Origin of the sequence: Flavobacterium galactosi (assembly GCF_048158585.1) — a bacterium.
Lineage (GTDB): Bacteria > Bacteroidota > Bacteroidia > Flavobacteriales > Flavobacteriaceae > Flavobacterium > Flavobacterium galactosi.
In genome coordinates this window covers 100,471-124,146 of record NZ_JBLNKV010000002.1, presented here as the reverse complement: position 1 = coordinate 124,146, position 23,676 = coordinate 100,471, and the positions used below count along the sequence as shown (strand labels likewise).

The following is a 23,676-nucleotide window of genomic DNA, read 5'->3' as shown; positions in this document are numbered from 1 at the left end:
ATTAACCTTTATAAACCGGATAATCAGTATATCCTTTCTCATCAGCAGTATAAAATAAATCCATATCGAGGTCTTGTGATAAAGGCCAATTGTTTTTGAATCGTTCTACTAGATCAGGATTATTAATAAACGGGCGACCAAAAGCGATGAGGTCCGTAAGTCCGCTTTCGATTTCCGCTTCAGCACTTTCCTTGTCATAGCCACCACAAAGAATTAAGGTGTTTTTGAAATTATGACGTATCAATTTTTTAATTTCCAAAGGAACTGGGGGCGCTCCCATAGCGGAATGATCCACAAGGTGAATGTACGCGATGTCAAGTTTATTGAGCTCTTTTGATAAGTAATTGTAAGTAGCATCGATTTCAGGATAATGAGGCATATCACTAGCCACTCCATAAGGGGATAAACGAATCCCGATTTTTTCTTTTCCTATAGCATCGGCAACGGCGGCTACTACTTCGATCACAAAACGACATCTATTTTCAATACTTCCACCATAATTATCGGTTCGGATGTTGCTTACGGGCGAAAGAAATTCTTCTAATAAATAACCATTAGCCGAATGTAATTCTACACCATCAAATCCTGCAAATAAAGCATTTTCGGAAGCAGCTACATATTCTGTTCTAGCATGTAAAATTTCTTGAGGTGTCATTTCTTTTGGAACAATAAAGTCCTGTAATCCTTTCAAGTCAGTCCACATTTGTCCAGCTGCTTTTACTTGGGAAGGGGCAATGATATGAGCATCTTTATGCATATTAAGCGGATGACTAATTCTTCCGGAGTGCATTAATTGGACAAATATTCTTCCTCCGTTTTTATGAACTGCCATTGTTGTTTTTTTCCAGCCTGCTACTTGAAGCTCACTAAATATTCCAGGGATTCGGGCATATCCAAGACCATTAGGAGATGGTGAGGTGCCTTCGGTTATGATTAATCCAGCGCTGGAACGTTGATTATAATATTCGGACATCAGCTCATTAGGAATATTGTCAATCGCTCTGCATCTTGTCATGGGGGCCATAACAATTCGGTTTTTCAATGTTAGGGAACCAACTTTTTTGGGTATAAATAGTTCGTATGTTTTCATGTTTGTTGTTCTTAATTTGCTATTATAAAGATAATTATATTTAACGACTTACGTATTGAAAAAACTTTCGAAAATGTTATATTATCCATTAAATAAGCATATTACAGTTTAAATAAGCCTTCTTTGGAAATGATTTTAAAATATTTTTCTTTTGAAAATAATCTAAGTAATGCTTTTATGAATCAGTCAAACTAGGTTCAATCGGTTCTATAAATTTTAATGTAGTGTATTCCGTTACCTATTTGTATAAGTATTTTTTAAATACTTTCAGGAAACTCGCTTGGTAATTACTAACGATGAAGCCTTGCTCCAGCATACCTCTGGTTAGTAAAATTATTTTAAGCGAGATTCCTTAAGTATTCAACAATAAAATTGTCTCAAAAATTAAGTTAGATAACATTATTTTTTATGTTCTGATTAACGGTTATCAAGCTCGTGTACCAATTCGTTGGTCATAGGCGGAAGATTGGAAAACCCCTATGTTCTTGATGCCGTTACGCCAATCTGGCAAACCAGAAAAATGTTATCCAACAAAATTTTAAGATTGTTGATGCTACCAGACTATTCCCAATTCTACTTCTTTTCCTTTGTTAGTGGTTTTGAGAGGCATGTTTTTTGTTATTTAGAATAATTTATTTTCCGGGCTTCATTAATCCATACATTGCTTCATATTTTAGCATAATATCAGCTTCGCCAATCGAAGTAAAGAAAAATTCTAAGCGTTGTATATGTTCTTGTGTAAATTGTAAATGTACTTTGAGGGCATCTACTAATTCATCTGTAGCAGCATTTTTAATCATTATAGGAATGGAGATCATTAGTGCTTTTTCAGAAAAGTAAATTTCTTTTAGTTCCTCTACAAAAATATTGCGACAATCTTGTTTTGTCTCGGATATAGTATTTTCTGAATTTCCTTTACCTTCTTGCAACGCTACTTTTTTATTGGTTTTGGTGGCTGTACTTTTCATCAGTTTCTATTTAATTTTTTTGTATAATTCTAATAGTGTAAAGTTGAGGTTTAATACTTTTTAATCTCTTACACAATTTAAGGTATGTCTTGTAACTTTCACATATTTGCATAAAAAAAGGTTGTAAAAAAAAATGTTTTTTTATCTCAAATAAATCGCTGTCATTGGTAAAGTTTATATTATTCTGATTTTTAGTAAAACCGCTACAAACTTATTCCATTGCATTATTGATTTGTGGTCAAATTTTTTTTTAAACAACCTCTTTTAAATTAAAGATTTATTCTATCTTCTACTTTCTTTCCAACGATATCCACGTTGCGATTTTTGCCAATGACCTTTTTTATGGCCACGTCCGGTATTTTGTTTTGTCCAATAACCGTTTCCTTGTTGATAGGTTCGGCTATTACTTCTCCATACCCAGCCACCATCAATCCAAATATAATCACTGCTTGGTCGTGGTGCTCTATTCACTTCTATGTAAGAAGGTTGTTCAGAAACATACCCTGCTGAACAAGCATTTAAAAACAATGTAAATCCTGCTAAAATTGTAATAAAAATGAGTTTTTTCAAACTATTATTTTTTTAAATATTTGAGTTAAAACTTAACCTCATTTTCTAATGGTAATCCATTTTCAAAATCGGTGAAATTTTTCAAAGTCGTTAGGGCAATTTGGTTTAATGCTTCATTAGTAAAAAAACCTTGATGTGGCGTAATCAAAACATTATGAAAAGCCATTAATCGTTCTATTAAATCATCTTTAATAATACTTTCAGACAAATCTTTAAAAAATAGATTTTCTTCCTGTTCATAAACGTCAATTCCTAAGTAGCCTAGTTGTTCATTTTTTAATGCTTCAATTGCATCCGATGTATTAATCAAAGCCCCTCTGCTGGTATTAATAAGCATAGCTCCTTTTTTTATTTTAGAAAATACCGTACGGTTAAAAAGATGTTTTGTATTTATAGTAAGAGGGCAGTGGAGGGAGATTATATCAGAGTTTTTAAACAGTTCATCCAATGTTTTATATTCAACCCCTTTTGCTATTAATTTCTCAGATTCCTTAATATCATAAGCGATTACTTTACATCCAAAACCTAACATTATTTGGCAAAAAGCGGCACCTATTTTTCCTGTTCCAATTACACCTACCGTTTTTTCATAAAGATTAAATCCGGTAAGATTTCCCAAAGAAAAATTACTCTCTCTAACTCTATTGTAGGCTTTATGCGTTTTTCTGTTCAAAGTCAAAATTAATGCTACTGCATGTTCTGCGACGGCTTGTGGAGAATAAGCAGGAACTCTCAGTATTTTAATATTCTCTTTTGCAGCGGCCTCAACGTCTACATTGTTAAAACCCGCGCAACGTAAATCAATAAGTTTAATTCCAATCTCCGATAATTTATCGATAGCTTTTTTATCTATTTTGTCATTTACAAATATACAAACGCCTTCAAATCCTATAGCCAAATTTGCAGTGTCAGCATTTAAAGGAGCTTCAAAATAGATTAGTTCGTGTTTACTTTCAATATTAAACTTATCAAGATATTTGCGATCATAGGGTTTAGTACTGAATATGGCTATTTTCATAATATAATTTTATATTTTATTCTCTTTAGTTCTTTCTATCAATTAGCCACTTTTATTTTGAAACATTTTCTGAATTAATATCAATCTGTTTTGGCTTTTATTATAAATATTTTCAATAAGTGGATAAACAGGATATCCCGGAAAATTATTTCTTTCTTTCCTTTTAAGGGTAACTATGTTTACTTTCGGTATGTTGATTATTTTTTTCATTTGCCTAATATTCAGAATACTAAGTTGATGATAATTTTCGTAAAATGTATTATATTATTTCTATAAAGAGTTATATGATTTACTTTTTTTGTATTGATGTTTTTTTAGTAAAACTTCAATAAATAGAAGGCAGGAATAGATGAAGTTTAAGTAATCAAATTTGACAAAGAATCAAATATTTAATAATTTCTCTCTGAATTTAAAAAAATTCAGAGAGATTTATTTAACACAAAGCCCATAAAGATAGAAGCATACTGCTTTACATGAGTTATGGAGGAATTCTTCTTAAAATTACATTTGGAAATTTTTATGAAGGTCTTCTCAAATGCGTTTTTGCATTAATAGAACAATATAGGTAGAAATTTATGATTCGTCTTTTGTTGTACGAACTAAACTAATTCCAGAAACGAAGAAAATAATACCAAGTACACCGTAAATAATTAGGGATTTAACGTCTCTCATTTCACCTGATGTACTAGAAAATAATACAGCTGTATAAATAAGTCCACCAATTCCGAGGGCAGTAAGTAATGCCCCAAAGATTCTTTTAAGATTCATAATTTTTTAGTTTTTAAAGATTTATTAATATTAATTTAATTTTTAATAAGGATTAATGTTTTGAAGGCTATTCGATTTCGGAACCAATATTTGAATAATGCTACATGATTTTTATACATGTATTCCCATCAAGTCATTGAAAAGCCCAAAAACCTTGAGAAGCCAAATAATCACAACAATCACAACAACAATGTTAAATATTTTTTTGATTGTACCATCCATAGGAACATAAGTATTGACAAGCCAAAGAAGAAAGCCTACAATAATTAGTACAAGTAATACGATGAATATTGACATAAAAAAATGATTTAGAAGTTAAGTAAAAGTATTTCAATTAGTTCCGGAAAGCATTACATAATTTTAAAAATAAGTTGCATTATTCACGGCATTTAATTGCAGTGGGATAATTTGGTTTTAACTAAATCTGTCACATTTTTCCTTGCAAGACTAGAAGCAGGTTGGCTTTGGTGAATGTTGTATTATTATCAAAATGAGTTGAAGCATACATACATTTAATAAGAGAAGGCTAATGTTATTATATCAAATGATATTATTAATTATAAAGGGAAGGTAATAGTGGTAAGAGAAAAACTCATCTCATGTCACTATTTAACCCTATTTGACAAATTTTATTAATGCTAGGAAGACATATCTCGTAAGTCTTTTACTTTATCATGGTCAGCTTTTATTAATGTGTATTGTGCTTTTAAGAGGTCTTGTTGTTCGGGAGTTATGTCTTCAATATCATTTTTTAATATTTTAGCATAAGTAGAAACAGCAACATCCTCACCAAACTCACATGAATTGAGTATTGCTTTACGGTCCTTACCGGTTAACGCGGCTTTGACATCCATCCAAACTCTAAAAAACTTGCCGGTGGTTCTGGTTCCTTCAACTGGTGTTCCTCCCATTTCCCGAACTTCACTCACAAGTTCCATTTTGCATTTTTGACTAGTTTTCATTAATTGAGAGAACAAAGTTTTTAAATCTTGTTCTTCCGTCTCTTCTGAAGCGGTTTCGTACCCTTCAATTCTATCATTGTTGATTTCGATGAGTGTGTTTAACACGTCAATTGATTTTTCCTTGTCCATTTTATTTGTTTTTAAATTGTTAAGAATGATTATTATTTATTGTAAAGTTTTATGCGTTATAATTGTTGAAAATATTATTTAATAAATGCTCAGCATCGGAATCACTCTCAAAAATAAAATAAAGCACTACAATTATATTTCTTTCTTTAGAACAATAAATTTACGAAATAATTTAACAATATAAAATTAAGTTATTTGTTTTAAGGGAGTTATGTCTTATTAAAAGATTTTAATACAATAAACCCCTAGTCTTTGTAATGACATTTTGTCCCGTCCTGAAATAAAAAAAGCTGTCCTCACGAACAGCCTCTTTGAAAATTATTTTTTTTAATCTATTGTGGTTGAGTCACGGCATTCATTTGAAGCGTTACTGCTGTTTGTGCTAACAGCCTTCCGTTTATCGTTGCCTCAGTCTGTAAATTAATACCTGTCATTCCTAATATGTTTCCTTCAAAATGACTTGTGGTTCCGCAGGTAACTGCATCTGAGACTACCCAGAAAATATTTTTGGCTTGTACTCCTCCTGTTAATGTCATTCTAACAGCAGAACTCAATTTAAGCGTCCCAGCTATTTGAAAAATAAAAACATCAGTCGGACTACCGGAAATAGTTATATCAGTTGGAATATTTAGCGCACTGGTCCATTTGTATAAACCTGGTGTAAGCGTTTTTCCACCAATATTTCCAGCACCTAAATTCAGAAAATCAGGATTAGTTCTTCCAGCTGCGTCAGTATATGCGGTTTGCATATCACCAATCGCTGTTGTTAATCTTGTAGCGTTAGTTACACTACATGGAAGAGGACCTGCAGCATCAACTGTGTATATTGTTCCTACTACTTCTGTACATCGAACTAGTATGGCAGCACCTGTTATTGGGCTTGAACCAATATCACCTGTAATAGCGGATTTGTACACATCTGTAATTCCTGTTTTTGATAGAATCGCAAAATCTCCTGCTATGCCAAGATTTACTCCAGTCAGTGAACCAATTTTTGGCTCTATATTATAAGTTTCATTAACTGCATATATATCAGAAGCTGAACTATCTGATTTTCCAATTGCAGACATATTAGTGGTTAAATCCTCATCCATTTCGTTATTGCAACTAGACATAAAAACTACAAGTAGTAAGGCTAGAGTAGGTAATGCATTTTTAAATTTCATAACTTTGTTTGTTTAAATAGTGACTTATTTATCACTAAACAAAGATGGACTCTTGATCTTTAAATATGTTATAAGATTACTGACAAAAGTTATAGCATTAACCTTTTGTTTAAAAAAAAGGTATTATCTATAATCGAAAGTAGTATTTACAGGCTGTTAATATGAAGATTTATAGGCTGAGATTTTATAAATTTAGGTCTGTTATATTCGTCAGACACAATTTTTCTTATGCGTTTTTAGTTAAGTCAACAATTTTATTGAATAATAATTTTTCATTAATGGGTTTAGCTATATAATCATTCATTTTCACAGCTTTACATTTTTCCAAATCAACTGTTGTGACATCAGCAGTTAAGGCAATAATTGGAATTTTTGAATTCATTGTGTCACGAATGTATTTTGTTGCTTCAAATCCATTCATTACTGGCATTTGCAAGTCCATTAAAATGATATCATAGGATTTGGTTTGTAGCATTTCGATAGCAATTTTTCCATTTTCAGCAATATCACGCTCAAATCCAAAATCATCTAATATTGTTTTCATCAATAGTTGATTAAGTGCCATATCTTCTACAACTAATACTTTTATGTTTTTTTGAGACATATGTAATTCGTTTGAATTAGTTTCTAGCTCAGCAGGGTTTTTTGTTTTCTGAAAAGGCAAAGTAAAACTAAAAGTAGAGCCTTCATTAATTTTACTTTTAACACGAATACTTCCTCCTTGGGATGTTACTAATTGCTTGACAATGGCCAGTCCTAAACCTGTTCCTCCATAAAGACTGGAAGCCCCGTTAGTAGCTTGTTGAAAGTTTTCAAATATTAAATCGATATTGTCCTCTGGAATACCAATTCCGCTGTCTGTAATTGCAAATTCGATAATTACTTTTTCTTCATCTTCAAACACTAAATTGGTACTAACCGCAATTTTTCCTTCCGAAGTAAATTTTACTGCATTACTTACTAAATTCAAAATAATCTGGTGTAATCGAATAGAGTCTCCTAGAAGAACATCAGGTATTTTTTTATCATAATTTGTGACTAATTTTAAATTTTTTTCTTGAATTTTTGTTTCAAATAATTGAAGCATTGAAGCTATAGAAACGGCCATTTTGAATGGTTTTTTTTCAAAAGTCATTTTACCGGCATCCACTTTGGCTAAATCGAGTATGTCATTAATCAATGCAATTAACGTATCACCACTCAATTTAATTGCATTTAAATATTCTTTTTGTTTATCGGATAAATCAGTTTTTAAGATCACTTTGGTAAATCCAATAATTGCATTCATAGGAGTCCGGATTTCATGACTCATGTTTGACAAAAATTGTTGTTTTGCTTTCATCGCATCTTCAGCAATTCGTGTGGCTTCTTCTGCTTTACTTTTTGCTTCTTCCGCTATTAAAGTGGCCAACTCTGCAAATACTTTTGCTTCTATTAATTCGGATTCAATTCTTTTCTGATCCGTTATATCTCTGGCAACAATAACCACACCCAGCACATTTCCATTATCATCTTTGTAAACTGATCCATTTAATAATACATCCGTTAATTTACCACTTTTATGACGCAGTTTGAGCGGTGAATTGGTAATGAAGCCTTTGGCAAATACTTCTTGAGAAACAGCACGGGCTTTTTCTGGTTCGGTAAAATATCCAAAGAAATCAGAACCTTTTAATTTTTGACGGGATATCCCTGTAATAATCACAGTTGCCTGATTCATATCCGTGATTTTTCCTTCATTACTTATTGTTGTCAAGGGATCAAGACTTGCTTCAATAAGACTAAGAGAATATTTTTCTTTAAGATAATAACGAGAACGATCTGTTATGTCTTCAATTGCAAGAAGAATTAATTGTTCTTTATTTGTTTTTTGAATAATTAAATGAGCGTTAAGCAACATTATTTTTTCTCCAATTCCAGAAAAAGTGTGGGTAACTTCAAAATTTTCGAAACTATTATTTTTGGAAATTATTTCATTTAGTACCTGACCGAGTTTTGGAATATTCCATTGTTTATTTCCTAAATCAAATAATAATTTTCCTTCGGTTTCCTCTTTATCAACCAGAAACTTTTTATAAAAGGATTTATTAGCTGATATTACGTGAAATTTTTTATTCAGAATAAGCATTGGCTCATGAATAGTAGCAATAATTGCTTCTGAATATTCATGTGATTCTGTTAACAAATCATGGCGCATTTGTAATTCCTGGTTAGTAGAAATAAGCTCTTCATTAGTGGCTTCAATTTCTTCTTTTGAGGTCTCAAGCTCTTCATTCAATGTTTGGAATTCTTCATTTGAGGAAACAATCTCCTCATTTGCGGCCTGCAATTCCTCATAAATAGTTTCTTGCGTTTCAATGATAGCAATCATCTCTGTGCGCGTAACATTTAGCTCTTCAGTTAGTTTTTTTATTTTTAAGTCTTTAAGTGTATTTTTTTTATCTGAATCAGATTCAATAAGTTTTTCGATTTGTTCTTGAGGTTTAAAAACAATAAGAAGTAGTGGTTCTTCCCACTCAATTTTCAAGGGGCAGACTTCAAAAGACATTAATCGTAAAACAGATTCGATTTTTATTTCAATACCCGATTTGTATACACATCGTTTCGTTTCGATTGCTTTACTTATCGCATTACGAAGTTCAAAAGCAAATTCTGGCCGAGCCATTTTTAAAATATTAAGGCTGGCTTTACCGGATGCGTGCTCTAGGTAGGAGGAGACCGGACCTCTAAACTGGAGGATTTCCATGTCTTTATTGACTACTGCACATGCAGGCATGTAACTGGAAAGAAGAGTTGAATCAATAGCATTTTCAATACTTTCTTGATTTACACTTATGTTTTTAGAAGGAATATTTGTTTTTTTACTTGACATATTTGTACGTGTAAAGCGAGGTGTTAATTCAAGTATCTTTCTCACGCCCAAATTATTTTTTCGGGAATAGATTTTAAATTTATTGTTTATTAAAGTGAAAAGTTGTGATGATGTTCCAATACTTTCTGCTTTGCCAAGCATTAAGTATCCTCCATCATTCAATGCAAAATGTAGGGAAGCAAAGACTTTTTTCTGGGCGGCTGAATCGAAATAAATAAGAAGATTACAACAACTAACAAAATCCATACGCGAAAAAGGCGGGTCACGTAAAATATTGTGAGGTGCAAATATGCACATTTCACGAAGTTCTTTGATAATGCGATAATTGTCACCCTCTTTAGTAAAAAAACGGGACAAATACTTTTTGGGAATAGAATCTAAATCGCTTTGGGAATATTCTCCTTTGCGAGCATCGTTGATTGCCCGTTCGCTTAGGTCAGTTGCAAAAATTTGGACTGGTATTTTGGTTGGTTTATTATCCTGCAGTTCGGCTATAATCATTGCAATAGAATAGGCTTCCTGTCCTGTAGAGCACGCTGGCACCCATATTCGCATTGTTTCGTCTGTGGATTTACTATTTAAAAGCTTTGTTAAGAGATCGGTTTTTAGAAATTTGAAGGTTTCTGTTTCCCTAAAAAAACTGGTTACATTAATTAACAAGTCTGTATAAAGAATTTCAATTTCGTTATTTTTTTTTAGCAAAAGCTTTACATATTCCTGTATTGTTGTTATTCCATATTGCTGCATTTTATGGTTAATTCGCCTTTTAATGGTAGGCAATTTATAGTGGCTAAAATCCACGCCGGTCTCTTTGAGTAAAAGTTCAAAAATGGAATTTATATCGAAGTTATTATTTTCAATAACAACTTCTTTCTTTTTTTCTTTACCATCATTTCTAGGAAAACCATTTTTGCTGAGACGAACTAATTCGGCGGCAATTTCTTCAGGTGATAAAATATAGTCCACAACTCCTGAAGAAATGGCAGATTTAGGCATACTACTGGCTTGAGCCGTATCATCTTGTGCAAAAGTGATTCCTCCAGCATCTTTAATGGCTTTGAGTCCAATCATACCGTCACTGGCATAACCGGAAAGCACTATGCCAATAACATTTTCTTTATGTGTTTCAGCCAGTGAGGAAAAGAGAACATCAATGGTGAGATTAGGAATATTTTTTTTAAAGCGGGGAAGCAATTGAATATGTCCGTTAACTACTTCAATTACTTTATTTGGTGGAATTACATAAATATTATTTGGTTCCATTTTTTCCATGTTATCAATTTCCTGCACTTTCATTTTAGTTATCTTGGATAAAATTGAAGTCAGTAAACTTTTATGGTCAGGGCTTAGGTGTTGCACATAAATATATGCCATACCGGTATCAGCTGGTAAATTTTTTAATAAAATGCTAAAAGCTTCGAGTCCCCCCGCCGAGGCACCTATGGCTACCACAATAAAAGATTTTTTTTGGGTTTCTTTTTCAAGTGTTAATTTATTGGGAGCGGATTTTTTAGCTAATTTCATAATATTAAATATGTATTTTAATTTATAGGATTAACTATAAATTTTTTGTTAAATCCACGACTTCATGATACCTTATAATTAAAATGTAATATAAATATTTGTTTAAAAGTAAGGAAATATGTTTTGTAAATTTATAAATAGTAAATGATTTATGACTTATTCCATAAATGAATATGGAGTGTAAATAGGTAACATATTGACAATATTCATGATATGATATTTTTGATTATTTGAAGTTCTTCTTCTAATTCGGTACAGGCCTGTAAACAAACTTCTTCAAGTTGTTGTACTAAGTCATGTATTTCTTCATTTTTTTCTTGTGCTGTAGCAAATTCCTGAATTCTTTTCGCCATGTTTTCAAAATCAGGACTGATTCCCATTATTGAAAAAGACGGAATCATTTTATGTGCCGCGGAACCTAATAATTGCCAATTTTGCTCCTCTAAGCTTTGTCTTATCGTACTAATTAAAGGAGGGGTTTGTGCTAGATATAGCGAAATCATTTCCATCATTAATTTTGGATTAGATTTTGTTCTTTGATTTAAATAAACCAAGTCAATGCATCTTAGTTTTTTCTTTGTATTTTGTTCTTCTTCCAAAATTTCATTAACTTCTGTACGCTTAGGTTTCGTTAAGATGTTTACTATTTTACTATATAATAGTTTCTCATCAACTGGTTTTGCAAGGTAATCATTCATTCCCACTGCTTTACATTTAGCTAAATCAACGGTAGTGACATCAGCCGTTAAAGCAATAATGGGGATTTTTGAATTCATAGTCTTCCGAATGTATTCTGTAGCTTCAAATCCATTCATTTCTGGCATTTGCAAGTCCATCAGAATGATATCATACTCTTTTTCTTTAAGTTTTTCAATAGCTATTTTACCATTTTCAGCAATGTCACGTTCAAATCCAAAATCATCTAATAGTGTTTTCATGAGTAATTGGTTGAGAGCAATATCTTCAACCACTAATATTTTTATATTTTTCATTTCTGAATCTAACTCCATCAACTCATTTTCCAATTCTGCGCCGGCATTTGTTTTTTGAAAAGGTAATGTGAAACTAAATGTTGAACCCTCGTTAATAGTGCTTTTCACACAAATACTACCTCCTTGTGGCTCAATTAATTGTTTTGCAATAGCAAGACCTAGTCCAGTTCCTCCATACAATCTTGAAGTTTCGCTGGTTGCCTGTTGAAAATTTTCAAATATGGTTGCAATTTTTTCATTGGAGATACCAATTCCGGTATCGGTTACAGCAAATTTGAGAATTACTGTATCATCCTCTTCATGTAATAAATCAACGCTCACCGTAATTTTTCCTTTTGATGTAAATTTTACTGCATTGCTTACCAAGTTTAAAATAATTTGGTGTAAACGAACAGGGTCACCCACAAGTACTTTAGGAATTTTACTATCGTATTCCTTAACTAATTTTAAGTTTTTTTCCTGAATTTTTGTTTCAAATAAATGAAGCATAGCTGAAATGGAAGAATTCATTTTGAAAGGTGTTTTCTCGAATGTCATCTTACCCGCATCTACTTTTGCTAAATCTAGAATATCGTTAATGAGTACGATTAATGCATCGCCACTCATTTTTATTGCGTTTAAATATTCTTTTTGTTTAACTGTCAAATCTGTTCTCATTACCACTTTTGTAAATCCGATGATTGCATTCATCGGTGTACGAATTTCATGGCTCATATTTGATAAGAATTGCTGTTTTGTTTTTACGGCATTTTCTGCATTTATTTTTGCTTCTTCTGCAATTTCTGTAGCTAATTCAGCAAAAATTTTAGCCTCAATTAATTCAGTGGCAATTCTTTTTTGCTCTGTAACATCTCTGGCAACAATTACTACTCCCGACACTTCTTCTCTATCATCTTTATATACTGATCCATTAAATAATACATCAATCAGCTTGCCTTTTTTATGACGAAGTATTAGTGGAGAATCAATAACAGATCCTTTTTCGAATACTTTTTGGTATACCTCACGAGCCTTTTGTGGTTCAGTGAAATAATCAAAAAAATCGGTTCCAATTAATTTTTTGCGTGATATACCGGTTACTTTTACCGATGCATTATTCATATCGGTTATTTTCCCTTCGGGGCTAATTGCAAATAATGGGTCATGACTTGCTTCAATAAGACTAAGTGAATATTCAGAAAGTAATTTTTGGGCGGTAAGATCGGTGTTAAGCCTTTTCAGTTGTTCTGCCTGAACTAATAATTCCTGGTTTTTTTTATGCAAATCGACAAAAACAGCCACTTTTGCTTTTAATATTTCCGGAGAAAGCGGTTTTATCATATAATCAACAGCACCAGCCTGGTAGCCTTTGAAAATTTGTTGGGAATTATCCATACTGGCCGTTAAAAAAATAATAGGTACATGTTTAAGTTTTTCGATTTGGCGAATTAGTTCTACGGTTTCAAATCCATCCATCATCGGCATCTGCACATCTATCAATATGATGGCAAAATCTTGTTGATGAAGAAGAATTTTTAAGGCTTCATTACCGGAATTTGCTTTTACGCATAAATAATTTTCATTGGAAAGAATTACTTCTAACGCAAACAAATTTTCGGGAAGATCATCGACCAATAAAATTTTAACAGGGCTATTTATTTTCATTTTCAATTGTAAAATAAAAGTTTGAATGTTGAAATAGCAACAAACAAGTTTAAATTAATGACATTGGGTATACCACCTAGCAATGACGTTCTATTATTTACTTAACCATACGCGCATCAATGATAATAATCGTTCTACATCAATAGGCTTTGTGATATAATCGTTGGCACCAGCATCAATACATTTTTGTTTATCATCTTTCATGGCTTTTGCGGTGAGCGCAATTACAGGTAAGTTTCTGAATTTTATCTGAGCACGAATCCGTTTCATTGCTTCATAACCATCCATTTCGGGCATCATAATATCCATTAATACCATATCAATGTCAGTATGTTTATCTAACATTTCTAATGCATTTTTTCCATTCTCGGATTTTATGACTTCAATTCCGCGCTCTTGTAATATTTTGGATAATGCAAAAACATTACGCATATCGTCATCTACCAATAATATTTTTTTTGAATGAAATATTGCTTCTCTATCATGCAAACTATTAATAATCATTTGTTTCGATTTCGGTAAATTACTTATTGTTCGGTGAAGGAAAAGAGCGGTTTCATCCAGTAATCGTTCTTCGGATTTTATACCTTTTATGATAATACTTTCTGCATATTTGTGCAGCAGATTATTTTCTTCTTTTGTAAGTTCTTTACCGGTGTAAATGATAATAGGGGGCATGTTATGGCCTTTTATATCCTCTAGTTTATGGATAAGGTCAAAGCCACTCATGTCAGGCAAGCCAATGTCCAGTATGATACAATCAATGTGATTCTGTTCATACAATTCCAATGCTTCTTTACCAGTTGCTGCTTCTAAACATTTTACATCACCATTGCCAATGAGAATTTTCATTGCTTTTCTGGAATTTTCATTGTCTTCTATAATAAGCAGGTTTTTTATTTTTCTATTTACAAAATTTTCAATTCGGTTAAAAGCTTCTTCCAGAGCATCTTTTGATATCGGTTTCATCAGGTATTCTACCGCACCTTCTCTGATAGGTTCCAGCGAACGGTCATTTGCCGAAATAATATGAACCGGTATATGCCTTACGGAAGGATTTACTTTTAATTCATGCAATACTTGTTTTCCTTTGATTCCTGGCAAACCCATATCGAGAATGATTGCTTGGGGTTTGTATTTTGAAGCAAGCAATAGACCATCTTCTCCAGTTGCTGCCGATAAACATTTGAATCCTTTTATATTGGCTTGCTTTAGAAGTATAGCAGCAAAATTTCTATCATCTTCAATAATGAGTACTACTTTATCATCTGTACTTATAGAATCTCTATCATCTTCTATGGTGGGATAATTTAGATAGTTAGCCTCATTCTCGGAACGTGGTGTATATAAAACAGGTTTCAATGAAATTGTACTGATAGGCTCTTGTTCAGGGTGTATTTCCAGCGGAATAATGAGTGAAAAAGTTGACCCTTGGTTTAGTTTACTACTCAACTTAATTTCTGCTTCTAATAATTTGGCTAGTTCCCGTGAAATAGAAAGCCCTAATCCCGTACCGCCATACTTTCTGGAAGTACCGCCTTCGGCTTGTTGAAAAGCTTCAAATATGGCTGTTTGTTTATCTACTGATATTCCAATACCTGTATCAGTAACAGAAATGTTCAAAGTAGTTTCTGTATTTGGAGTAATGCTTATAGTTACACTTCCTTTGTCGGTGAATTTTATGGCATTGGATATTAGGTTTTTCAATATCTGATTCAAACGTTGTAAATCGGTATAAATGGATTCCGGTAAAGCTGTTGCTAATTTGCAAACAACATTTAATCCTTTCTGTTCCGCCTGATGTCTAAAATCGCGAAGGAGATCATCTGTAAAAAATTTCAGTGATACTTTTTCAATGTTTATAGACATTTTTCCTGCTTCAATTTTAGAGAGATCCAGCACTTCATTAATTAATACAAGAAGGTCATGCCCGCTTTTATAAATTATTTCTGCACTTTCAACTTGAATATCATCCAGGTTTTTCTTTCTGTTTTCTGATAAATCTTTGGATAGAATAAGCAAACTATTAAGAGGCGTTCTTAATTCATGCGACATATTTGCAAGAAATTCCGATTTATACTTGCTACTAATTTCAAGCTGTTTTGTTTTTTGTTCAATGTCGTTTTTCGAAGCTTCAACTTCTTTGTTTTTCTCTTCTAATGATTGAGTTTGCTCTTCCAATTCTTCATTGGTCATTTGTAACTCTTCCTGCTGTTGTTTAAGATCTTGCGCCTGTTGTTCTAATTCTTCATTCAGTTGTCTGAGCTCTTCCTGCTGTATTTGAAGTTCTTCAGCTTGATTCGAAAGCTCTTTGTTTGCAAAACTTAACTCTACAGCTCTTTTTTCTTTCTCATCATTTTGATAGGCAAGTTCTTTGTTGGCAATTCCTAACTCTGCTGCTCTTTTTTCTTTCTCATCATTTTGATAGGCAAGTTCTTTGTTGGCAATCCCCAATTCTGCAGCTCTTTTTTCTTTCTCGTCATTTTGATAAGCAAGTTCTTTGTTGGCAATTCCTAACTCTGCTGCCCTTTTTTCTTTCTCATCATTTTGATAGGCTAGTTCTTTGTTGGCAATCCCTAATTCTGCTGCTCTTTTTTCTTTCTCATCATTCTGATAGGCAAGTTCTTTATTAGCAATTCCTAACTCTGCTGCTCTTTTTTCTTTCTCGTCATTTTGATAGGCAAGTTCTTTATTAGCAATTCCTAATTCTGCTGCCCGTTTTTCTTTCTCATCATTTTGATAGGCAAGTTCTTTGTTAGCAATGGCTAACTCTGCGGCTCTTTTTTCTTTTTCTTCTGCTTGTTGAACCGTATTTACGCTGATAGCTATACTGTTCATGGAAACACTGATGAATTCCTTCTCAGTTTCATTGAAATCAGTAAGCTTGCCTATTTCTATTACGCCAATCGTTTTACCCTCAAGCGAAAAAGGTGTAATGAGCAAATTTTTTGGTTTTGCATTCAAAACGGCTGAAGTGATGCGTATTTGATCTTCGGATATATCGGTTAAAGAAATTTGTTTCTGTTCCCAAGCGGCCTGACCAATTAATCCTTCATTTAATTTAAAATTTTCTTTAGTGTCTTTAGCAGACGAAAAGGCAAATTTACCACTGAGTATCAGGGTATTTTCTGTGTCATTTAATAGGTAAACAGCTCCTATATTGGCTTTCAGGTAAGTACACAAAAAACTAATGGTATTGTTTGCCAACTGTGTTATACTTTGGTCTCCTATTAATTTTTCATTAAGTTCCGAGTTGCCTGTAAGCAACCAGTTTTTGTTGGCATTTTCTGACTCGGAACTTTTAAGAGCTTTTAAATTTTCAGCAACTATAGTGTATACAACGATAAGAATCATAACAATGATTAACAATAAAACAGCAAAAACAATATTGAACTTGCTGGCATCGTTTTCACTGATTTGTATTCTTTCGGCAAGTAAAGTTAGCTCTGATTCCTGCGCTTTATCAATTGTTTTTCTTATATCATTTTGTAATTGTTTTCCTTCCCCTGAAGCAACAAATTCTCTGGCTTTTTCAAAATCCTTTTTGCGAAGGACAATGCATTTGTTTAAATTATCAAAACGCATTTTGAGCTGTTTCGCAAGTTCCTCAATGTTCTTTTGCTGATTGGGATTGTCTTTTGTTAATTCCTTTACCTTATCAAGTTGCTCGATTGCTTTTATATTAGCAGATGCAAAAGGTTTCAAAAAATCATCATCACCCGTAATGACATAACCTCGTACGCCTGTTTCTGCATCAATGGTAGACATCAGTATTTGTTCGAATTCATATAATACCTTATTGGAATTATTTACTAAGGCATTTGAAGCGACAAATTTTTCACTGTTTTTAAAAGAGAAAATCGCAACTCCTAAAAGTACAAAAGCACAAGCAATAAATCCTAATACTATTTTTCTGCCAAGGGTCATATTCATTTTGTCATTTATAAAGTTCATCCCGATTATTCTTTTTGTTGATCAATTTTTATTAGCAATTCAACTATATTCTCTAATGATAAAATATAATCAGGTACTATCGCAGCAATTGCTGAGTTTGGCATATATGCGGATTCTGCTGTTTTTGGGTCTTGAATAATAGCTAGACCCCCACATTCTTTTATTCGTTTTATACCTTTTGTCCCATCATGATTAGATCCTGTAAGCACAATTCCAATTAATTTATTTTTATAGGCTTCGGCCGCCGATTCAAACAATACATCAATTGATGGTCTTGCAAAACTTACGCGTTCATGTATGGTAAGGGAAAAGGTTTTATCCTTTTCGATTAGCAAATGATAATTAGGCGGAGCAATATAAATTTTGCCTTTTTCAATTTTCTCTTTTTCATCGGCTTCTTTTATATCAAGATGACTTTTTTTATTTAAAAGTTTTATCCATTCGCTATCGGAATGAACTCCTACATGTTGGACTATGATAATTGGTATATTGAAATCTATCGGCAAGGCTGAGAATATAATTTTCAAAGCATTCATGCCGCCGGAAGAAACCCCTATTACTATTGCTTCATAATGCATTTTTAATATTTCTTTTTAAATATTCGTTGTTTTGCTTCCAACTCAATGTATTCCTCATGCAATTCGGTAAATCGTAAACTTTCTTTGGATCCCAAACATAAAACGCCTCCATTAATGAGACTATTGTAAAAAAGAGTCTGGACTTTATTTTGCAAATTTTTATCAAAATAAATCAGCACATTTCGGCATAATATCAAGTTTACTTCAGCAAATACACTATCGGTTACTAAATTATGATTGGCCCAAACAATATTTTTTTTCAAGGATTGATTCATAATGACATTATCATAATTAGAAGTATAATAACTGGAAAAAGATTCTTTTCCTCCCGACAATTGATAATTTGTAGTGTATTCTTTTATCATTTTGTTCGAAAAAATTCCATCTTTTGCACGGTTTAAAGCCATCTGGTTAAAATCAGTAGCATAAATAGTGGTTCTGTCATACAAGCCTTCTTCTTGCAAAAGGATAGCCATAGAATAGGCTTCTTCTCCTGTTGCACAGCCAGCATGCCATATTTTTATAAAGGGATACGTTTTTAAAATAGGGATAACCTTTTCCCGTAATGCCCTATAAAAAGTAGGGTCACGAAACATTTCGGTTACTGTTATTGATAAATCTTGTAAAAGTTCGGAAGCAAACGGTTCATCATTCAAAACCTTGGATTGCATTTGAGAAACATCTTCGAATCCCGATACCGCCATTCTATTCATAACCCTACGCCTGATATGGGCTTGGGAATACTCTCTGAAATCATAACCATATTTTCGATAGATAGCTTCCAATAACAATGAAATTTCCAGATCTGATGTTTCTTTATACCGCATTTTTTTATAATAAATTTGGTAAATTTAACCAAATTAGGAGTGATTAATAGTATCTATTGATGAAATTTAAACAAAGTAATTATGTAAATGGATTACATGCGATCCATATACCAACTTAATTCTTTTTCCATTTTTTGGTATTTAAAAATGGTAGTGATTATTTTTTGCAGGCGAACAAATGCAGTTTCACTTTTCACAACGTAATCAAATGCCTTGTGATGCATACAGTTTATGGCCACTTCAATTTTATCTTGCGAAGATAACATTACTACTGGAATTTGTGGATTGAATTCTTTTATTTTATCCAAAGTTTCAAGACCGTTCATGGCATTTTCTACAATACCATCAAGTTGATAGTCTAATATTACTACATCTGGATTATGAGATAAGTTTTCAATACAGAGTTCCCCAGTTGGATAGGTTTCTATTTCAAAATCCCCATTTTCCATGAATTCAATTTCTAAAGATTTTAAAAATAAGGCATCATCATCTACCAGGAAAATTTTTATTTTTGTTTCGTTTTTTATCATTATGTGTTTTTAATTATGTTAAGTTCTTCTTCTAATTCGTAGCAGGCTTGTAAACAAACTTCTTCAAGTTGGAGAACCAAGTTATGTATTTCCTCTGATTTTTCTTGTGCACTTGCAAATTCCTGGATTTTTTTTGCCATGTTTTCAAAATTTGGACTGATTCCCATTATTGAAAAAGACGGAATCATTTTATGTGCCGCGGCACCTAATAAACACCAATTTTGATCTGCTAAACTTTGTTTAATTGTGTCAATTAAAGGTGGGATTTGTGCTAAATATAGTGAAATCATTTCCATCATTAAAGCTGGATTAGATTTTGTTCTTTGATTTAAGTACACCAGATCAATACATTTTATTTTTTTCTTAGTATTATCTTTTTCTTCCAATTTCTCTTCTAATTTTTCATTAAGTTTTGCACTAAGTTTTTCAAGTTTTGGTTTCTTTAAGATACCAACTATCTTACTATACAATAGTTTTTCATCAATGGGTTTTGCAAGGTAATCATCCATTCCCACTGCCTTACATTTTGCTAAATCAACAGTAGTGACATCAGCAGTTAAAGCAATAATTGGGATTTTAGATTTCATTGTTTTACGTATGTATTCTGTGGCTTCAAATCCATTCATTTCTGGCATTTGTAAATCCATCAGAATGATATCGTAATCCTTTTCTTTTAGTTTTTCTATGGCTATTTTCCCGTTTTCGGCAATATCACGATCAAAACCAAATTCATCCAATAGTGTTTTCATTAATAATTGATTGAGAGCAATATCTTCAACCACTAACACTTTTATGTTCTTTATTTCGGTATCTAATTCCATCAGCTCATTTTCTAATTCAGCATTAGCATTTGTTTTTTGGAAACTTAAGGTAAAACTAAATGTGGAACCCTCATTAACGTTGCTTTTTACACGAATACTGCCTCCTTGTGGTTCAACTAATTGTTTTACAATAGCCAGACCTAATCCTGTTCCTCCATATAATCTTGAAGTTCCACTGGAGGCCTGTTGAAAATTATCAAATATTGTTTCTATTTTTTCCTCGGGAATACCAATTCCTGTATCAGCTATGGCAAATTCGATAACTACTTCATCTTCATCTTCATCTTCATGTAATAAATGAACACCTACCGTAATTTTTCCCTTTGTAGTAAATTTTACGGCATTACTCACTAAGTTTAAAATAATTTGGTGCAAACGAACCGGATCACCCACAAGAACATTAGGGATTTTATTGTCATATTCCGTAACCAACTGTAGGTTTTTTTCTTGAATTTTTGTTTCAAATAAATGAAGCATAGCTGAAATGGAAGATTGCATTTTGAAAGGTGATTTTTCAAATGTCATTTTGCCTGCATCTACTTTTGCTAAATCAAGTATGTCGTTAATGAGCACGATTAATGCATCACCACTCATTTTTATTGCATTTAAATATTCTTTTTGTTTCGTTGATAAATCTGTTTTTAATATTACTTTTGTAAATCCAATAATCGCATTCATCGGGGTGCGAATTTCATGACTCATATTGGATAAAAATTGCTGTTTTGCCTTTACTGCATTCTCAGCTATAATAGTGGCACTTTCAGCATTTATTTTTGCTTCTTCAGCAATTTCGGTGGCTAACTCAGCAAATACTCTAGCCTCGACCAATTCAGTGGCAATTCTTTTTTGATCCGTTACATCTCTGGCAACTATCACTACACCAAGTACGTTTCCTCTATCATCTTTATAAACGGAACCATTGAACAATACATCCGTTAGTTTCCCGTCTTTATGGCGAAGTGTAAGTGGAGAATCAGCAACTGAACCTTCAGCAAATACTTCTTGATAAACCTCACGTGCTTTTTGTGGTTCAGTAAAATAATCAAAAAAGTCAGAACCAATCAATATTTTACGATTGATACCTGTAATATTTACCAAAGCCTCATTCATGTCGGTAATTTTTCCTTTGGTATTTATAGTGACCAAAGGATCCAGGCTTGCTTCAATTAAACTAAGAGAATATTGAGAAGCTAATTTTGCTGCGTAGCTTAATTCTTCAAGTTCTTTATTTGCAATTTCCCGTTTAATTTTTTCTTTATTTTGAAAGAGAAGTTCTTTGTTGGCAATGATTAATTCGTCAGCTCGTTTTTCTTTCTCATTGTTTTGAAAAGCAAGTTCTTTATTGGCAATGACTAACTCGGCAGCCCGTTTTTCTTTTTCATCATTTTGAAACAGAAGTTCTTTGTTGGCAATTATTAATTCGTTAGCTCGTTTCTCTTTTTCATCGTTTTGAAAAGCAAGTTCTTTGTTAGCAATAGCTAATTCAGCTGCTCGTTTTTCTTTTTCATCATTTTGAAATAAAAGCTCTTTGTTGGCAACGATTAATTCGTTAGCACGTTTTTCTTTTTCATCGTTTTGAAAAGCAAGCTCCTTGTTCGCTATTGCTAATTCCGCAGCGCGCTTTTCTTTCTCATTGTTTTGAAATAATAACTCATGATTTGCAATGATTAGTTCAGCAGCGCGTTTTTCTTTTTCTCTGTTTTGAAAAGCAAGCTCTTTATTGGCAATTTGTAAATCTAATGCCCATTTTTGTCCGGCGATATTTCTTGCAACAATAACTACACCTAATACATTTCCCTGATTGTCTTTATAAACGGAACCGTTGAATAATACATCGGTCAATTTTCCATTTTTATGTCTAAGTGTAAGCGGAGAATCAGCTACAGAGCCTTTTTCAAATACTTCCTGATAGACTTTGCAAGCTTTTTGTTTTTCGGTAAAATAATCGAAGAAATCAGAACCGGTAAGTTCTTTTCGGGAGATACCCGTAATATTCACTAACGCCTCATTCATATCAGTAACCTTACCTTCGGTATTTATGGTAACCAATGGATCAAGACTTGCTTCAATCAGACTTAGTGGATATTGAGAAGCTAATTTTTCAGCAGTTATATCCCTTGCTGCTGCAAAAATTCCAAGGACATTTCCTCCTTCATCTTTATAAACAGAAGCATTATATAACACATCGGTTAATTTTCCGTTTTTATGTTTTATCGTCAGCGGATAATCTGCAATAAATCCTTTTTCAAAAACTTGCTGGCACCCTTTTTTTGCTTTCTTTTCCTCAGTAAAATAATCAGAAAAGTCAGTGCCTATTAATGCTTCTCGTGAAACTCCAGTAAATTTTATTGAAGCCTCATTAACATCAGTAATTTTCCCTTCGGAACTAATAGTAACGAAAGGACCAAAATTGGCTTCAATTAAATTTCTGTTATATTGAGATTTGTGCATACTCGTACTTTACAATTTATTCATTTACATTTCCAATTTCTTCAATTGGATTTCGTCTTTTATCTTTCAATTGTTTAAAATGAGAAGGGGAGAGTCCCGTAACTTTTTTAAACTGACTGGAGAGATGAGCGACACTGCTATAATTCATTTTCCATGCGATTTCAGTAATATTCAATTCGCCGTAAATAATTAATTCTTTTATTCGTTCCGTTTTATGGGAGATGATAAATTGCTCGATTGTTGTTCCTTGCACTTCCGAAAATAAGTTGGACAAGTATGTATAATCGTGGTTTAATTTCTCACTTAGATAATCAGAAAAATTTACTTTTATATTTTCAGTGGAATGATGGACCATTTCAATAATCACATTTTTTATTTTTTCAATAAGCATGGCCTTCTTATCATCCATTAATTCAAGTCCCGAATCCAATAGTGACAATTTAAGTTTACCCCGTTGATCCATAGAAATATTTTCCATAATTTCAACTTCGCCTAAATCAACAACAATGAAGTGTAGTCCAAGTTTTTTTAATTCCTCTTTTACCGCCATTTTACAGCGATTACTTACCATGTATTTGATATATAGTTTCAAATTATTTTTTTTAAAAGATTATGTAAAAATCGAATAAAAGCAATTAAAAGGACTTATATAACTTTCAAAAAAAGTTGTATAATTCACACATTATTAATTTCAATGTATTCTTAATAATGGAGTGTTCTGAAAAAAAAAGAGAAATTAAATGCAGCTTGTTTTTAAGACAGATACACTCGGTTACTATTTTTTATAGTATAAATTTACGAATAAACTCCGA

Annotated in this window: 17 protein-coding genes; all 17 read right to left on the bottom strand. The window is 32.5% G+C overall.

Annotated elements, in window-relative coordinates; all coding sequences use genetic code 11:
* Position 1 precedes the first annotated feature (1 nt).
* The 17 genes from ACM55M_RS04720 to ACM55M_RS04640 all read right to left on the bottom strand — a co-directional run bounded on the left by ACM55M_RS04720 (position 2) and on the right by ACM55M_RS04640 (position 23,435).
* A complete protein-coding gene (locus ACM55M_RS04720) occupies positions 2–1,090 on the bottom strand; it encodes an alkene reductase (RefSeq protein ID WP_416856401.1) in 1,089 nt (362 codons plus the stop codon).
* A gap of 632 nt (positions 1,091–1,722) precedes the next feature.
* Positions 1,723–2,058, bottom strand: coding sequence for a DUF892 family protein (locus ACM55M_RS04715; RefSeq protein ID WP_416856399.1), 336 nt, complete (start codon positions 2,056–2,058; stop codon positions 1,723–1,725).
* Positions 2,059–2,340: 282 nt separating this feature from the next.
* Positions 2,341–2,628 carry a hypothetical protein gene (locus ACM55M_RS04710; protein WP_416856397.1) on the bottom strand — a complete coding sequence of 96 codons (288 nt, stop codon included), beginning with the start codon at positions 2,626–2,628 and terminating at the stop codon, positions 2,341–2,343.
* Between the two features lie 25 nt (positions 2,629–2,653).
* Entirely contained in the window at positions 2,654–3,646 is a 993-nt protein-coding gene (locus ACM55M_RS04705; RefSeq protein WP_416856396.1) for a 2-hydroxyacid dehydrogenase, read from the bottom strand.
* A gap of 42 nt (positions 3,647–3,688) precedes the next feature.
* Positions 3,689–3,856, bottom strand: a complete 168-nt coding sequence (locus tag ACM55M_RS04700; RefSeq protein WP_416856394.1) for a hypothetical protein — start codon at positions 3,854–3,856, stop codon at positions 3,689–3,691.
* Positions 3,857–4,219: 363 nt separating this feature from the next.
* Positions 4,220–4,414 (bottom strand): hypothetical protein, encoded by a 195-nt coding sequence (locus ACM55M_RS04695; protein WP_416843371.1) that lies wholly within the window; start codon positions 4,412–4,414, stop codon positions 4,220–4,222.
* A gap of 111 nt (positions 4,415–4,525) precedes the next feature.
* The gene (locus ACM55M_RS04690) at positions 4,526–4,711 is read right to left on the bottom strand and encodes a Thivi_2564 family membrane protein (RefSeq protein WP_416856393.1); all 186 of its coding nucleotides are present in this window, start codon (positions 4,709–4,711) and stop codon (positions 4,526–4,528) included.
* 341 nt (positions 4,712–5,052) lie between these two features.
* Entirely contained in the window at positions 5,053–5,505 is a 453-nt protein-coding gene (locus ACM55M_RS04685) for a ferritin-like domain-containing protein (RefSeq protein WP_416856392.1), read from the bottom strand.
* A gap of 332 nt (positions 5,506–5,837) precedes the next feature.
* Positions 5,838–6,671, bottom strand: coding sequence for an ice-binding protein (locus ACM55M_RS04680; RefSeq protein ID WP_416856391.1), 834 nt, complete (start codon positions 6,669–6,671; stop codon positions 5,838–5,840).
* Positions 6,672–6,897: 226 nt separating this feature from the next.
* Positions 6,898–11,067, bottom strand: a complete 4,170-nt coding sequence (locus ACM55M_RS04675; protein WP_416856390.1) for a CheR family methyltransferase — start codon at positions 11,065–11,067, stop codon at positions 6,898–6,900.
* A 206-nt stretch (positions 11,068–11,273) separates the two neighbouring features.
* Entirely contained in the window at positions 11,274–13,703 is a 2,430-nt protein-coding gene (locus ACM55M_RS04670) for a response regulator (protein WP_416856389.1), read from the bottom strand.
* Positions 13,704–13,796: 93 nt separating this feature from the next.
* Positions 13,797–17,657 carry a response regulator gene (locus ACM55M_RS04665; RefSeq protein WP_416856388.1) on the bottom strand — a complete coding sequence of 1,287 codons (3,861 nt, stop codon included), beginning with the start codon at positions 17,655–17,657 and terminating at the stop codon, positions 13,797–13,799.
* Between the two features lie 5 nt (positions 17,658–17,662).
* Positions 17,663–18,235 (bottom strand): chemotaxis protein CheB, encoded by a 573-nt coding sequence (locus ACM55M_RS04660; RefSeq protein ID WP_416856387.1) that lies wholly within the window; start codon positions 18,233–18,235, stop codon positions 17,663–17,665.
* Positions 18,236–18,237: 2 nt separating this feature from the next.
* A complete protein-coding gene (locus tag ACM55M_RS04655) occupies positions 18,238–19,062 on the bottom strand; it encodes a CheR family methyltransferase (RefSeq protein WP_416856386.1) in 825 nt (274 codons plus the stop codon).
* Positions 19,063–19,154: 92 nt separating this feature from the next.
* Positions 19,155–19,592 (bottom strand): response regulator, encoded by a 438-nt coding sequence (locus tag ACM55M_RS04650; protein WP_416856385.1) that lies wholly within the window; start codon positions 19,590–19,592, stop codon positions 19,155–19,157.
* Entirely contained in the window at positions 19,592–22,864 is a 3,273-nt protein-coding gene (locus ACM55M_RS04645; protein ID WP_416856384.1) for a PAS domain S-box protein, read from the bottom strand. The genes ACM55M_RS04650 and ACM55M_RS04645 overlap by 1 nt, the downstream gene beginning before the upstream one ends.
* Before the next feature lie 16 nt (positions 22,865–22,880).
* On the bottom strand, positions 22,881–23,435 hold the full coding sequence (locus tag ACM55M_RS04640; RefSeq protein ID WP_416849935.1) for a helix-turn-helix domain-containing protein: 555 nt from the start codon (positions 23,433–23,435) through the stop codon (positions 22,881–22,883).
* Between the last annotated feature and the right edge of the window lie 241 nt (positions 23,436–23,676).